The sequence below is a fragment of the Aquamicrobium sp. LC103 genome (assembly GCF_001014615.2).
Taxonomy (GTDB): domain Bacteria; phylum Pseudomonadota; class Alphaproteobacteria; order Rhizobiales; family Rhizobiaceae; genus LBCQ02.
The window spans coordinates 1-14,339 of the sequence record NZ_LBCQ02000001.1 but is presented as its reverse complement, the minus strand read 5'-3'; the positions used below and the strand labels follow the sequence as shown (position 1 = coordinate 14,339).

Genomic DNA, 14,339 nt, shown 5'->3' with positions numbered 1-14,339 from the left:
ACGGCCGCGGCGTCGCTTCCTCCCCTGCGAAGCGGGGGGTCCGAAGGACGGGCGAGACAAGCGGCTCGCCCTGAAGGACCATGCGAAGCATGGTGGAGGGGGCGTGATCGGCCAGGTAATCCATGCCCCTACACCCCCGCCTTCTGCCGCTGGCGCCGCAGATGCGGCGGCATGGTGGCGTAGACGCCTTCGAACATGTCCCGCGTCGAGGGCTTGCCGCCCGCATGCAGCGTGCCGTGCGTCTCGGCCTCTTTCTGCGCCGAGATCACCGTGTCGAGGATTTCCGCCTCCGCCTGCTTGTGGCGCTCCTCGCTCCAGGTGCCCTTGACGATCAGATGGTTCTTGAGCCGGATCACCGGATCGCCCAGCGGCCAGGCGTCGGATTCCGTCTTGGGGCGATAGGCGGAAGGATCGTCCGAGGTCGAATGCGCGCCGACCCGGTAGGTGACGTATTCGATCAGCGTCGGCCCGAGATTGCGCCTTGCCCGCTCGGCCGCCCATTTGGCGACCGCGTGGACGGCGAGATAGTCGTTGCCGTCGACCCTGAGCGCGGGAATGCCGAAGCCGAGCCCCCTCGCGGCGAAAGTGCCCGAGCCGCCGCGCGCGATCCCCTGGAAGGTCGAGATCGCCCACTGGTTGTTGACGATGTTGAGCACGACCGGCGCGCGATAGGTCGAGGCGAAGACGAGGGCCGCGTGGAAGTCGCTCTCCGCGGTCGAGCCGTCGCCGATCCAGCCGGCCGCTAGGCGCGTATCGTTGCGGATCGCCGAGGCCATCGCCCAGCCGACCGCCTGGATGAACTGGGTGCCGAGATTGCCCGAGATCGAGAAGAAGCCGTGCTCCTTCGACGAATACATGATCGGAAGCTGGCGGCCCTTCAGCGGGTCGGCCTCGTTGGAATAGATCTGGTTCATCATCTCGACCATCGGATAGCCGCCCGCGATCAGCAGGCCGGCCTGGCGATAGGTCGGAAAGTTCATGTCGCCGGGCTCGAGCGCGCGGCGGAAGGCGCAGCTCACCGCCTCCTCGCCCATGTGCTGCATGTAGAAGGAGGTCTTGCCCTGGCGCTGGGCCATCTGCATGCGGGCGTCGAAGGCGCGCAGCGTCATCATGTGGCGCAGGCCCTCGCGCAATTCCTCGTCGCTCAGCGTGCCGGCCCACGGCCCCACGGCCTCGCCCTGGCGGTTGAGCACGCGGATGATCGAATAGGCGAGTTCGCGGATATCCTTCGGGTCGACGTCGACCGGCGGGCGCTCGACCGAGCCGGCCTTGGGGATCACGACATTGGAGAAATTCGGCGTATCGCCGGGCCGGACTTCGGGTTCGGGAACATGCAGGCTGAGCTTGTGTTCTTCCGACATGCGGCTCCTCTTCCTCTCTCCCGAGGGCACGGGACGTTGGAGGCGCATGCTGGCATTGAAGAGGCCCCGATGTCCACATTGCTCGGCGCACATCCGGTTGTGCGCCGAGCGGCGGACCGCCGTCAGAGTCGGGCAAGATTGCGCAGCTTGCGCACGCGCATGTCCGAGACTTCCTCGTAGGAGATCATGCCGGAGAAGCGCCCCTCGCTGTTCATCAGATAGACCGACGCCGTGTGGTCCATCGTATAGTCGCCGTCTTCGAGCGGGACGCGCTTCCAGTAGGCGCGATAGGCGTTCGCCATCGCCTCGATGTCCGCCGCCTCGCCGGTAAGGCCGACGATCCTGCGGTCGAAGGACTGGAGATAGGCTGCCAGCGCCTCCGGCGTGTCGCGCTCCGGATCGACCGATACGAAGAGCACCTTGAGCCGGTCGGCGTCGTCGCCGATCGCGCCGAGCGCCTCGGACAGCTCCCACAGCGTCGTCGGGCAGACCTCCGGACAATGGGTGAAGCCGAAGAACACGGCGAAGGGCGTGCCCTCGAGATCGGTGTCGGAGAGCGCCGCGCCCTCATGCGTCGTCAACTTGAACGGGCCGCCGATCGTCACCGTCTCGTCCACGATGCGCGAGCCCGCGGGTCCGCCCGGGGCGGCGAGCTGGATCGCGGCGAACGCGACGATGCCCGCGCTGACGGCGAATGCCGCCAGCGCCTTGGTCATGGTCGAAACGGCCATCTCAGCCGCCGTGGCCTTCGTGGCCGCCGGCCTCGCCATGATTGCCGTGATCGTGGCCGCCGCCGCCCATGGCCTCGACCGCGAATTCGACCTCGACCGTTCCGGCCTTCTCGAAGGTCAGGGTTCCGGGAAACTTCACGCCTTCCTTGGGCGGCTGCTTCAGCTCGAGGAACATCAAATGGTAGGAGCCGGGCTCGAGCTTCGCCTCTCCGCCCGCCGGTATCTCGACGCCGTCGGCAAGCGGGCGCATCGTCATCACACCCTTGTCGTCGACCGACATTTCGTGGACCTCGACCTTGCCGGATATCTCCGACTCGATCTTGACGAGGCGGTCGGCCTGCGTGCCCGGATTGCGGATGACCATGTATCCGGCGGCGACCTTCGCGCCCGGCGGCGTCGCGCGCGACCAGGGATGGTCGATGACGAGGTCGCCGGCCTTGTAGTCATGCGCGAGAAGCGTCTGCGACATGGCGAACAGGAACATCAGGGTGAAGCCCAGAATTCCCAGGCGCTCCTCGATGCTGCGGAAGCGGGAGAGGGGGAAACTGTCGGCGACGGCGCGCGCGAGGGTGTTAATCTGCGTGTTCATGAGAAATTCCAACCTTTGTTGCCCACGCGGGTCGCGTGAGGGTGACGTCCGAATGCGAAAACCGTCCTCCATCGAGGACGATGCGTTCAGGCCGTCAAAGGCGGTGCGCGTGGGTTGCCCGGATGGTGCTCGGGCGCGGGGACGGAGATATCCCGCTCGACCGCAAAGGAAATCCGTCCGGGAAGCGACGGGAGCGTCGCGACGCTTGCCGCTTCGGGCGGATTGCTTGCCGGTGCGAACATGGCGCAGCCGGGCACGCAGCAATCGGGCAGCAGGCCGTGGCCGGCCTTTCCGCCGGCATCGCTTCGCTCCGTGCCGGTGATGCAGAGCGGGTTGCCGAAGGCGTCGAGCGCCGGTTGCGACGGGCCGATGCCGAGCGCCAGGGCGCCCATGGCCGATTGCAGCACGAGCATGTAGGCCGCGACGAGCGCGACCCAGAAGCTTCCCTTTTGCCGCAAACGGTTCATGCCGACGATCTTTCCTCGATCCTGTGCTCATACCACGCCGGCGGGATTTGCGGAATGCGCGCGGCGCGGGTGTGGCAAGATCACGCGCGCCGCGCATCCGGCGAGTACGTCCTCGAGCGGAGAGGGCGATGGTTGACCTTCGGGAAAATCCGGTGACCATAGGGAAGGGCGGGTAGGATAGGAGGAATTCTATGGTCGACACGTCCGAACAGCCTTCGGATTTCGAACTGGTACTGGACCGCCTGCTTGACGCCCCGCGCGAGAAGGTGTTTCGCGCCTGGACCGAGCCGGAACTTCTCGTGCAATGGTTCGCGCCCTTGCCGTGGACCACCCCGCATGCCGAGCTCGACGTCCGTGCCGGCGGATCGAATTACGTGGTCATGCGAGACCCCGACGGAAACGAATATCCGAACCGCGGCGTCTATCTGGAGGTGGTTCCCAACGAGAAGATCGTCTTCACCGACGCCTTCACCAGCGCCTGGCATCCCTCCGAAAAGCCGTTCTTCGTCGGCATCCTCACCTTCGCAGATGAGGGCGGCAAGACGCGTTACGTCGTGCATGCCCGCCATTGGTCCAGGGAAGACCGCGACGCTCACGAGAAGATGGGGTTCCACGAAGGCTGGAGCCAATGCGCCGATCAGCTTGAGCAACTGGCCAGGAAAATCTGAAAGCCGTTCAGTCTGGCGGCGGAAAAGCCGCGGCCAGGCTCCCCTCCCGCGGAACATATGTTCCGCCGATGCAACCTCCTGCAACCCGGCCGCACCTGAAGCGGGAAATTTGTTCCCGTATTGTTCTTGCGCGGGTTTTTGTTCTGTGCTTGACTGGCCCGGGCATTGCATTTGGGACTTGTCAGGTAAACCTGCGCGGAGGGGCAGCATGGTTTCGCATGTCACGACAATCGCGTTTGAAGGCATCGAGACCGTCGCCGTCGACGTGCAGGTGATGGTCGCGCCCGGCAAGGTCGGCATGCAGATCGTCGGCTTGGCCGACAAGGCGGTGGCCGAAAGCCGTGAGCGGGTGCAGGCGGCGCTGCATGCGTCGGGCCTCTCGATGCCGGCCAGGAAGGTGACGGTCAATCTCGCGCCCGCCGACCTTCCCAAGGAGGGCAGCCACTACGATCTTCCGATAGCGCTCGGCCTGATGGCCGCGCTCGGCGCGATCCCGGCGGATGCGCTCTCGGCCTATGTGGTTGTCGGCGAGCTCTCGCTCGACGGCACGGTCGCGCCGGTGGCGGGAGCGCTGCCGGCGGCGATCGGCGCCAACGCCATGGGCAAGGGGCTGATATGTCCGCACGGCGCCGGGCCGGAGGCGGCATGGGCCGGGGCCGAAATCGACATCGTCGCGCCGCGCAGCCTCGTCGCCATCGCCAATCATTTCCGCGGCACGCAGGTCATCTCCCGCCCGGAGCCGGCGGTGCGGGCCGCGCCCGCCGACCTGCCCGACATGGCGGACATCAAGGGCCAGGAAAGCGCCAAGCGCGCTTTGGAGGTGGCCGCCGCCGGCGGGCACCATCTGCTGATGGTCGGGCCTCCCGGCTCCGGCAAGTCGATGCTGGCGCAAAGGCTGCCCTCGATCCTGCCGCCGCTGTCGCCGCGCGAATTGCTGGAGGTCTCGATGATTTCGTCGATCGCCGGGGAAATCGCCGGCGGCAGGCTTTCCGACCGCCGGCCCTTCCGCGCGCCGCATCATTCGGCCACCATGGCCGCGCTCGTCGGTGGCGGCCTGCGCGTGCGTCCGGGCGAGGCCTCGCTGGCCCATAACGGCGTACTCTTCCTCGACGAACTGCCCGAATTCTCGCCGCAGGTGCTCGATTCGCTGCGCCAGCCGATCGAGACCGGCGAGTGCGTCATCGCGCGGGCCAACAGCCGCGTCAGCTATCCGGCGCGCGTCCAGCTCGTCGCCGCGATGAACCCCTGCCGCTGCGGCATGGCGGGCGAGCCCGGCCATCGCTGCGCGCGCGGGCCGCGCTGCCAGTCCGACTACCAGGCGCGCCTTTCCGGGCCGCTGCTCGACCGCATCGACCTGCGCGTCGAGGTGCCGGCGGTTTCCGCCGTCGACCTCATTCGCCCGTCGCGGGCCGAACCCAGTTCGGCGATCGCCGAGCGCGTCGCGCGCGCCCGTCTTTGCCAGGCGGAACGCTATGCCGCGATGGGCCTGGGCGGAGTGACGACAAATGCGCAATGCCCGACATCGGCGATCGAGGAAGTCGCCGCTCCCGACGAGGGCGGGCTGATGCTCCTGCGGGACGCGAGCGAGAAGCTCGGCTTTTCCGCGCGCGCCTATCACAGGGTGCTGAAGGTCGCGCGCACGCTCGCCGATCTCGATGGCGCGGAGAACGTCGCCCGCATTCACCTCGCCGAGGCCATCTCCTATCGGATCGCCGGCGAGCGGCTGGCGCAGGCGGCCTGAGCGCGGGCAACCCCGGCGATGGGGCAAATGGCGGCCGCGATCGGATCGTCCGGCGCGATCGGCGGCACCTTGGGCGCGCGATTGAAGCCAACGGGTTCTTCGACCCGCGCTTGGACTGGATGGCCCGGTTGTTTGAAGAATTTTAAGGGTTTTGCGCAAGGCTCGCCCTCGTCCAGGAAAGATCAGGCCATGTCGCGCTTGGGCCTGAAGAGTTGTTCTTCCCGCTCCCGGCGATGAAGCGAAGCTGATCCCCAAGATAAACGCCGAGCACTTGAATCATGGAAACGCCGATCCTGCACCCCGACCAGTTCTTCCACATCCGCGTCGTCATGGGTGTGGTGATGGGGCTGAGCATCGCGCGCCTGCTCTCCGGCTTGACGCGTTTCGTCCAGCATCCGGGCCGCGAGCAGGTCTATCTGGTTCATCTCGGCTGGGTCGCCTTCCTCTTCTTCGCCGTCATTCATTTCTGGTGGTTCGAGTTCGCGCTGTCGCGTATCGATCGATGGACGTTCGAGCTCTATATTTTCATCATCTGCTACGCGGCGCTGTTCTTCTTCATCTGCGCGCTGCTGTTTCCGGACCGCATGGAGGAATATGGAGGTTTTGCGGACTATTTCCATTCGCGGCAGAAATGGTTCTACGGCCTGCTGGCGGCCCTCTTCGTTGCCGACGTCATCGACACCTTGTGGAAAGGCAAGGCGCATTTCCTGGCGCTCAGTCCGGAATACCCGATCCGTCAGGCCCTGCTGTTCCTGTTCGCCGTCATTGCCATGTTCGTGAGGAACCGGCATTTCCATCTCGTGTTCGTGAGCGTCGCCTTGATCGCGCAGATTTCCTGGATCCTGCGGAACTTCCAGATACTGTCCTGAGGCGCGAGGCCTTCGAAATTTCCGGGCAGGATCCCGCTATCTTCCGGCGAGCCGACGCGAGACGGCGCGGCTTCCTGTCCGGGTTCCCGCCTCTCGCGGGAATCCGGCGCAGCGGTCGCGGTGTTGCGCGATGAGGCTCGGAGACGCCCGGGCGGCAAAAAGATGCGGGAGCGCTCCGGTCGCTCGATGTCGTCGTCCGCGACGGGCGGTTCGCTCCGTCCTGTCGGAAACTCTCTACTGGACCGCGCCCACCAGCATGTTCTGTTCCTCGCGCAGGCTCACCCAGCGGCCGGTATGGTCGCTCGCCTGGCGCTTGAGGAAACGGTAGCCGGTCTTGTTCCACGGGCGCAGCTCGTCGTGGAGATTGTCGAGCACGAGATCGCCGCGATTGGTGCGCAGCGTCAGCACCGCATGGCCCTCGCCGTCGGGCTTGCGCACCACCGTGATCAGCAGATTGGAAAGGGAGAAGCCGAGCTTGCTGAGCCTGCGGCGCTTTTCGAGCACGTAGTCCTCGCAGTCGCCCACGCCCCTGTCGGGATAGGCCCAGACCTCCTCCTTGCCGTATATGTCGATGTCGTTCATCGGCTTGACGGCCCGGTTGACCTCGGCATTGACCCTGTGCGCGAGCCTCCACTGCCGGTCGGTCAGCGCCATCGGGCCGCGGTCGCGCATCCTGATCGAGCACTCCGCCGGATATTTCTTGCAGAACTCGTAATGGCCGATCGGCTGCGAGGTGAGCCCGCCCGTCACCATTCCGCTCGTCGAAGAGGCTTCCGTGCTGGTCCCCGTCGCCGCCGCAACGAGCAGTCCCCCCGCAAAAAGCGGCCACAGCCGCCATCTCCGCCGCAAGGCAAGCATATCGCCCAAACCCCATTCACCGTTTCTTTTGTTTGTTAACGAAACGTTAAAGATGATTTCCCGGTGGAGTCAATGAGTTGGGCCTAAGCAGATTGGTGGAAAGACGTTATGCTTGGCCCACTGTGTCGTTGAGGCAACGGACGGCCATGCCGGCGCCCGCTGCCGGCGCGAAGCTAGCTCCGTTTCGAGCTGACGAGGCGCGGCTTGGGCCTTGCGGCAGCGTTCGCGCCCGTCTTCCTCGTCCGGCTGGCGATGAAGTCGGCGATGCGCGGGACGATCTCGGCGCGGAAGCGCGAGCCGTTGAAGACCCCGTAATGTCCGACCTTCGGCTGCAGGTAGTGCGCCCGCATCGTCTCGGGGATGTTGACGCAGAGATCGTGCGCGGCGCGGGTCTGCCCGACGCCCGAAATGTCGTCGTTCTCGCCCTCGACGGTGAACAGCGCGACGTTGCGTATCGCCGCCGGATCGACCCTTTCGCCCCGATGCATCATCCGCCCCAGCGGCAGGTCGTGGCGGACGAAGACGGTTTCCACCGTCTGGAGGTAGAATTCCGCGCTCAGGTCCATGACCGCCAGATATTCGTCGTAGAAGTCGCGGTGCTTGTCCGCCGAATCGCCGTCGTCCTTCACCAGATGCATGAAGAAGTCCTTGTGGGCGATGAGATGCCGGTCGAGATTCATGCTCATGAAGCCGGAAAGCTGCAGGAAGCCCGGATAGACGTCGCGCATGAAGCCGGGGTTGGGCCACGGCACCTGCATGATCACGTTCTCGCGGAACCAGTCTATCCCCTTCTCCTCGGCGAGCAGGTTGACGGCGGTCGGGTTGCGCCGCGTGTCGATCGGTCCGCCCATCAGCGTCATCGACGCCGGCGCGAAGCCGTCGCCGCGCGCTTCCATCACCGCCGCCGCCATCAGCACGGGCACGGAAGGCTGGCACACCGCCATCACATGGGTGTCGGGCCCCAGCGCATGCAGCATCTCGATGACGTAGTCGACATAGTCGTCGAGGTCGAAGCGCCCCTCCGAAAGCGGCACCATGCGCGCGTCCACCCAGTCGGTGATGTAGACGTCGGCATGCTGCATCATCGCCTCCACCGTGCCGCGCAAAAGCGTGGCGTAGTGGCCGGACATCGGCGCGACGATCAGCAGCTTCGGATCCGGCTTGCGGCTCCTCGGCAGGTCGCGGTCGAAATGGATGAGGTTGCAGAACGGTTTCGACCAGACGGTCTTCTCCGTGACGTCGACGGTCTTGAAGTCGACCTTCGTCGTCGGCAGGTCGAAGCTCGGCTTGCCGTAGCGCCGCGTCGAGCGCTCGAAGAGCTCCGCCGCGGCGGCGACCGAGCGTCCCCATGGCGTGGCCGAGAACGGGTTGAGCGGGTTGGTGTAGAACAGGCGAACCGCGTCCGAATAGGCCCGCAGGGGCTGCAGGGCTGCGTGGTTCAGTTCGTATAGCTGATAATGCATCGGCGCTCCGGAACCTCGTCCGGCGGCGGCGAGGCGTCGAGGCCGGTCGAAATGTTATGGCGCAAAACTAGCAGCTTTTTTTGCTGCAATGCAATATCCGGGAACGCAATGCCTTCTGGCGAGCCGCGGGCGGAATCCGCTGCCTAGCAACGACAAGTCATCAGCACCCGCGCGGACGGGTCCGTCTCCGGCGGCATTTCGCGCTCGAACGTCGATCTGAGCTCCTCCGGCGCGCCGCCGAGCGGCATTTCGGCAAAGCCCAGCTTTTCGTAGAACGGCGCGTTGAACGGCACGGTGCGGAACGTGGTCAGGCTCACGCCTTCGGCGCCTTCCGCCTTTCCGGCTCGAAGGACGACGCGCACGAGGGCGGCGCCGAGCCCCTTGCGCCCATGCGCCGGATCGACGGAAAGCTCGCGCAAATGCAGGAAGCGGCCGAGCCTTCCGGCCACCGCATAACCCACCGGCGCGTCGTCCGGCGTGACGGCGACCCATACCGTGTGGCCCGCCGCCATCGCGCGGAAATCCTCGACGCTCGCGAAGGGGTTATCGGAAATTGCGGGATAGCCATGGTCGCGGAAGAGCTGCGCGGCCCGGTTCTCCACCTTCAGAAGGGCGGGATAGTCGTCGTCGCGGTCTGCCCGTATCCGGTAGCCCGCCGGCGCCTCCAGGCCGGCCGCCTCGGCCTGCGTCAACCCTCGTAGCCCTCGACGATGATCATCTCGGCGTCGGCCACTTCCTGGCGGATCGCCTTCGCCGCCTGGTAATCGGCCGAATTGTAGCAGTCGCGCGCGGCCTGCATGGAAGGGAACTCGATCACCACGTTGCGGCCGCGGCCCTTGCCTTCCATCGCCTCATAGGCGCCGCCGCGCGCCAGGAATTTCGCGCCGTACCGCTCGAAGGCCGGCTTGGCGGTCGCGACATAGTCCTTGTAGCGCTCGGGGTCGCGAACCTCGACATGGGCGATCCAGTAACCTTTCGCCATTTCTTCCTCCCGCTTCGCCGCTCAGGCCTTTTCCATCTCGTCGAGAATTGCCAGCGCCGCCGCCTTCCTGTCAACCGCGCCGACGATCGGGCGGGCGACGACGAGGTGGCTGGCGCCGGCGTGGATCGCGTCGCGCGGCGTCATCACGCGCTTCTGGTCGCCGTGCTCGGCGCCCGCCGGGCGGATGCCGGGCGTGACCACCGCCATGTCCGCCCCGACGATCCTGCGCACCGCCGCCGCCTCGCTGGCGGAGCAGACGATGCCGCCCATTCCGGCCTGCTGCGCCTGTTCGGCCCGGCGCAGCACCAGCGTGCGCGGATCGTACTCGTAGCCGGCGTCGATCACGTCCTGCTCGTCCATCGAGGTCAGCACGGTGACGGCGAGCAGGCAGAGGCCAGAGCCCTTCGCGGCGCCGACGGCGGCGCGCATCGCCTTCGGGTAGGCGTGCAGCGTCAGCATCGACACGCCCATCCTCACGATGTTCTCGACGCCCTTGGCGACCGTGTTGTCGATGTCGAGGAGCTTCATGTCGAGGAACACCTTCGTGCCGCCCGAGGCGAGCTCGCGCGCCAGATCGAGCCCGCCGGCGAAGGCGAGCTGGTAGCCGATCTTGTAGAAGGACACGGTGCCTTCGAGGTCGCGGATCACGGCCTCCGCCTCGCGCACGCTCGGCACGTCCAGCCCGACGATCAGCCTGTCCCTGGCGTTCATCTCTCTCACACCTCGCTTCTCGAAGATTGCCGCGCCCGGTCGATCAGCGCCGAGCAGACCGTCGCCATGCGCCGGCGCTGCGCCTCGTCGCGGAAATCGCCGTTCTCGTCGAATGCCTCGCCGGCATGGGGGATGGAGCATTGCGGCGCGACCACCTCCATCTGGATATGGGCCAGCACCGCGCGCAGATGGGCGGCGCTCCTGATCCCCGCGAAATGCCCGTCCGAGGAGGAGCAGATCGCCACCGCCCTGCCCGGATAGGGCCGCAGCGGCTTGCCGTTGTCCTTGCGCACGCGGCTCACCCAGTCGATGACGTTCTTGAGGAGCGGCGGAAACGAGCCGTTATATTCCGGCGTCGCGATCAAGATGCCGTCATGGGCGGCGAAGAGCCGCGCCAGCTTGAGGCCGTTTTCCGGCACGCCGTGCTCGCGTTCGAGATCCTGATCCATCAGCGGCAGGGGGTAGTCGGCGAGCGAGATGCGCGTCACCTCGGCACCCTGGACGGCCAGTTCCTTCTGCGCGACGTCGGCGACGCGGCCGCTGAAGGCGCCCGAGCGTGTCGATCCCGCGAAGACGAGGATTTTCGGCGTCATGTCGGCGTGCCCCTGCTGCGATCCGGACCCGGTATAAACGATGTTCCGGTGCTGTCAAAACGGATCGTGGCGCGCAGGAGCAAGCGCGCCTACGAGCGCGCGCCGCGCCTGTAGATCCAGAGCTGCGTCGGCGGGATGTTGCGGATGACGAAGTCGAAATGCTCGACCGTGTAATTGCCGCGGCCGGCCGGCACCGGCGATTTCGGGCCATAGGTGAGCTGGATGATCGGCCGCCCCGCCGGGATGCGGTCGAGCAGGTCCTCGACATAGCGCACGCGCTGTTCCACCGGGAAATTGAGCAGCGGGACGCCGGAAACGATCGCGTCGAATTGCAGGCCGCGGTTCTCGCCGAGCGTCTCGTTCAGGTTGAATGCATCGCCCTGGATGATGTTGACCTCCGGGAAATCGCCGCGCAGGTGGCGGACGAAATCCTCCGAATATTCGACGCAGTAGAGCGAGGCGGGCTTCACGCCGCGTTCCAGTATGGCCTTGGTGATGACGCCCGTGCCGGGTCCGAGCTCGAGGACGGGCAGGCCGGAATTCGGATTGATGACCGACGCCATGCGGCGCGCGGTGACGGAGCTTGTCGGGATTATCGAGCCGACGGCGCGAGGCTTGTCTATCCATCCCTTGAAAAAGCGCAGCTCCTCGTCGAAGCGGCGCGAGATGGAGCGGCGGAGCCCTGAAGCCATGTGATGTCGTCTCCCGAACAGCGATTGTCGCATTCCATAACGTAAACCCCTTATTGGGGGACGCAAGCCGTCGTCTCAAAAATGCTGTAGACGAACCTCCGGGCTACTCGCCGAAGGATTCGAAGAAGTCCTTCATGCGCGAGAAGAAGCCGCTCGACTGCGGGCTGTTTTCCTTCGAGGAAAGCTGCTCGAACTCCTCCAGGAGCTCGCGTTGCCTCTTGCTCAGGTTCTGCGGCGTCTCGACCGCGACCTGGATGTAGAGATCGCCGATATTGGGCTGGCGCAGCACCGGCATGCCCTTGCCCTTCAGGCGGAACTGCTTTCCGTTCTGCGTGCCTTCCGGAACCTTCACCCGCGTCTGCGTGCCGTCGAGCGTGGCGACCTCGAACGAGCCGCCCAGGGCGGCCGTCGTCATCGAGATCGGCACCTTGCAGTAGAGATCGGCGCCGTCGCGCTGGAAGAATTCGTGCGGCTTCACCGACAGGAAGATGTAGAGGTCGCCGGAAGGCCCGCTGCGCAGGCCTGCTTCGCCTTCGCCCGCCAGGCGGATGCGCGTGCCGTCCTCGATGCCGGACGGAATGTTGACCGACAGCGATCGTTCCTCGGTGACCCGGCCCTGGCCGGCGCATTTGACGCACGGGTCCTGGATCGTCTGGCCCCGGCCCTGGCATTGCGGACAGGTGCGCTCGATCGAGAAGAAGCCCTGGGAGGCGCGCACGCGCCCCGCGCCGGAGCACATGGAGCAGGTGACGGGCTGGGTTCCGGGCTTCGCGCCGGAGCCGGAGCACTCGTCGCAGACGAGCGAGGCCGGCACGTGGATTTGCGCCGTCTTGCCAGTGAATGCCTCCTCGAGCGAGATTTCCATGTTGTAGCGCAGGTCGGCGCCGCGCTCGCGGCCGCCCGTGGACCGGCGCTGGCGGCCCATCATGTCGCCGAAGATGTCCTCGAAAATGTCGGCGAAGCCACCGCCACCGCCGCCGAAGCCGTTGGCTCCCATCCCGCCATGCTCGAAGGCGGCGTGGCCGAAACGGTCATAGGCGGCGCGCTTGTTCGGGTCCTTGAGGCACTCATAGGCCTCGTTGATTTCCTTGAACTTGTGCTCGGCCGCGTGGTCGCCCGGGTTGCGATCGGGATGGAACTGCATGGCGAGCTTGCGAAAAGCGCTCTTGAGGTCCTTCTCGTCAGCGCCCTTGGAGACACCGAGTGTTTCGTAATAGTCAGGCTTCATGATGTTCCGTGTTTCACATGATCGCGGCCGGCAGCAACGCATCAGAGAACACGGATTTAGTAAATCCTTGCGCCCGATACCATAGCCGACCATGCAAGTGCGGCATTTTTCTGGGTTTAAACCCGGCTTTTCCGTCTGAAAGATCGTCAGGGTTGCTGCGTTGCGACGGCGGCACGACTTTGTGGCGCCTTGTCCTTCGCCATCAGCAGCCCGTTGAGATATTTCGAAACCGGCGTCTCGAAATAGCGGTAGGAAAGCAGCGCCACCGCGATCGTCATCACCATCGGAATGGTCCAGAAGACGAAGAAGCTCATGATTTCCATCGGTTCGATGAGCCTGCGCCAGACGATCGCGAGCACGGTCGTTTCCAGCACCGGGTGGATCAGGTAGATGCCGAACGAGACGGTGCCGATCGGGTGAAGCGGCGTCAGCAGCCTCGATCCGTCGGGATTGTTGCGCTCGGCAAGCGCGGCGAGGAAGATCGACGCCATCAGCAGGAACAGGATGAGGTAGTTGTTCTGCAGCGTCGCCATGGCGGCGATCGCGAGGCCGAACACGATCCACGCCGGCGCGTGGCTGCGCAATTGCCAGTTGCTGTCGCGCACCACGACCGCCACCAGCGCGCCGAGCACGAAATCGGCGAACGCCCGGTACGCGCCCCAGGTGTCGGCGCGCAGCCAGCTCGGAAACGGGATGATCTGCGCGGCAACCGCGAGTTCCAGCGCGATGATCGATATGACGGCCATCGCGACGAGACCGGCCTTGCCGCCGAACCGCCAGGCGAGCACGATCGCCGGCAGGGCCAGGTAGCAGAACCATTCGGCCGAGAGCGTCCAGGCGACATAGTTGAAGGTCAGAAGGTCGGTCGTGCCCCATCCCTGGATCAGCAATATGTTCTGCGGCAGGACCGCGAGATCGTAGCGCGCGGGCGATTGCGCGGTCACGTAGCCGAGCTTGACCGCGACGGCGACGGCCACGAAGAAGACGAGCGTGGCGAAATAGAGCGGGTAGAGCCGGGCGAAGCGGCGCAGGATGAAGCGCTTGTAGGCGCCGCGCTCGGTGGTCAGCGTATCGGCGTAGCGCAGCATGATCAGGAAGCCGGAGATCATGAAGAACATCTCCATCAGCGGCAGCAGGTGATAGAGCCCGTCGCTGATGTAGAAGGTTTCCGGCGGCGCGTAGCGCATGAAGTGATAGGCCATCACCAGCAACGCCGCCGAAAGCCGCCAGAACTCCAGAATCCGGAAATGCGTCATCGCGAAAGCCCCAATCCGATGCGCGCCGAAGCGTCCGGGAATGTTAGCACGCGCGTCGTGCCGGCAATCGCTTACCTTGCGTTAATGTTAACGGGAAACCATCGGCCCGACGAAAAAAGCCCGGCGCGAA

The 14,339-nt window shown here is 65.6% G+C and carries 16 protein-coding genes; 3 read left to right on the top strand and 13 right to left on the bottom strand.

Annotated features, from left to right (window positions below; translation table 11 throughout):
• Nucleotides 1-128: 128 nt before the first annotated feature.
• The 4 genes from XW59_RS00080 to XW59_RS00065 form a co-directional block, all read right to left on the bottom strand.
• A complete protein-coding gene (locus XW59_RS00080) occupies nt 129-1,361 on the bottom strand; it encodes a 3-methyl-2-oxobutanoate dehydrogenase (2-methylpropanoyl-transferring) subunit alpha (RefSeq protein ID WP_047147185.1) in 1,233 nt (410 codons plus the stop codon).
• Nucleotides 1,362-1,483: 122 nt separating this feature from the next.
• The gene (locus XW59_RS00075) at nt 1,484-2,092 is read right to left on the bottom strand and encodes an SCO family protein (protein WP_047147248.1); all 609 of its coding nucleotides are present in this window, start codon (nt 2,090-2,092) and stop codon (nt 1,484-1,486) included.
• A 1-nt stretch (nt 2,093) separates the two neighbouring features.
• The gene (locus tag XW59_RS00070) at nt 2,094-2,681 is read right to left on the bottom strand and encodes a copper chaperone PCu(A)C (protein ID WP_137326949.1); all 588 of its coding nucleotides are present in this window, start codon (nt 2,679-2,681) and stop codon (nt 2,094-2,096) included.
• Nucleotides 2,682-2,767: 86 nt separating this feature from the next.
• Entirely contained in the window at nt 2,768-3,148 is a 381-nt protein-coding gene (locus XW59_RS00065; RefSeq protein ID WP_047147186.1) for a hypothetical protein, read from the bottom strand.
• Nucleotides 3,149-3,339: 191 nt separating this feature from the next.
• Between XW59_RS00065 and XW59_RS00060 the strand changes: the two genes are divergently transcribed.
• From XW59_RS00060 to XW59_RS00050, 3 genes are all read left to right on the top strand, one after another.
• Nucleotides 3,340-3,816, top strand: coding sequence for an SRPBCC family protein (locus XW59_RS00060; protein WP_047147187.1), 477 nt, complete (start codon nt 3,340-3,342; stop codon nt 3,814-3,816).
• 208 nt (nt 3,817-4,024) lie between these two features.
• A complete protein-coding gene (locus tag XW59_RS00055) occupies nt 4,025-5,557 on the top strand; it encodes a YifB family Mg chelatase-like AAA ATPase (RefSeq protein WP_137326948.1) in 1,533 nt (510 codons plus the stop codon).
• Nucleotides 5,558-5,835: 278 nt separating this feature from the next.
• A complete protein-coding gene (locus XW59_RS00050) occupies nt 5,836-6,426 on the top strand; it encodes a hypothetical protein (protein ID WP_047147189.1) in 591 nt (196 codons plus the stop codon).
• A 234-nt stretch (nt 6,427-6,660) separates the two neighbouring features.
• Here the strand turns inward: XW59_RS00050 and XW59_RS00045 are convergent, their stop codons facing one another.
• The 9 genes from XW59_RS00045 to XW59_RS00005 form a co-directional block, all read right to left on the bottom strand.
• Complete coding sequence (locus tag XW59_RS00045) at nt 6,661-7,179, bottom strand: transglutaminase-like cysteine peptidase (protein WP_246665980.1); 519 nt, start codon at nt 7,177-7,179, stop codon at nt 6,661-6,663.
• A gap of 278 nt (nt 7,180-7,457) precedes the next feature.
• The gene (locus XW59_RS00040) at nt 7,458-8,747 is read right to left on the bottom strand and encodes a polyhydroxyalkanoate depolymerase (RefSeq protein ID WP_047147190.1); all 1,290 of its coding nucleotides are present in this window, start codon (nt 8,745-8,747) and stop codon (nt 7,458-7,460) included.
• 143 nt (nt 8,748-8,890) lie between these two features.
• A complete protein-coding gene (locus tag XW59_RS00035) occupies nt 8,891-9,439 on the bottom strand; it encodes a GNAT family N-acetyltransferase (protein WP_246665961.1) in 549 nt (182 codons plus the stop codon).
• Nucleotides 9,436-9,729, bottom strand: a complete 294-nt coding sequence (locus XW59_RS00030) for a DUF1330 domain-containing protein (protein WP_047147191.1) — start codon at nt 9,727-9,729, stop codon at nt 9,436-9,438. Before XW59_RS00030 ends, XW59_RS00035 begins: the two co-directional genes overlap by 4 nt.
• A 21-nt stretch (nt 9,730-9,750) precedes the next feature.
• Entirely contained in the window at nt 9,751-10,440 is a 690-nt protein-coding gene (gene pyrF / locus XW59_RS00025) for an orotidine-5'-phosphate decarboxylase (RefSeq protein WP_047147192.1), read from the bottom strand.
• A 5-nt stretch (nt 10,441-10,445) separates the two neighbouring features.
• On the bottom strand, nt 10,446-11,033 hold the full coding sequence (locus XW59_RS00020) for an NAD(P)H-dependent oxidoreductase (protein ID WP_047147193.1): 588 nt from the start codon (nt 11,031-11,033) through the stop codon (nt 10,446-10,448).
• An 89-nt stretch (nt 11,034-11,122) separates the two neighbouring features.
• Nucleotides 11,123-11,725, bottom strand: coding sequence for a phospholipid N-methyltransferase PmtA (pmtA, locus tag XW59_RS00015; RefSeq protein ID WP_047147194.1), 603 nt, complete (start codon nt 11,723-11,725; stop codon nt 11,123-11,125).
• Nucleotides 11,726-11,828: 103 nt separating this feature from the next.
• The gene (gene dnaJ, locus XW59_RS00010; RefSeq protein WP_047147195.1) at nt 11,829-12,953 is read right to left on the bottom strand and encodes a molecular chaperone DnaJ; all 1,125 of its coding nucleotides are present in this window, start codon (nt 12,951-12,953) and stop codon (nt 11,829-11,831) included.
• Nucleotides 12,954-13,099: 146 nt separating this feature from the next.
• Complete coding sequence (locus XW59_RS00005) at nt 13,100-14,209, bottom strand: acyltransferase (RefSeq protein WP_047147196.1); 1,110 nt, start codon at nt 14,207-14,209, stop codon at nt 13,100-13,102.
• Nucleotides 14,210-14,339: the final 130 nt, after the last annotated feature.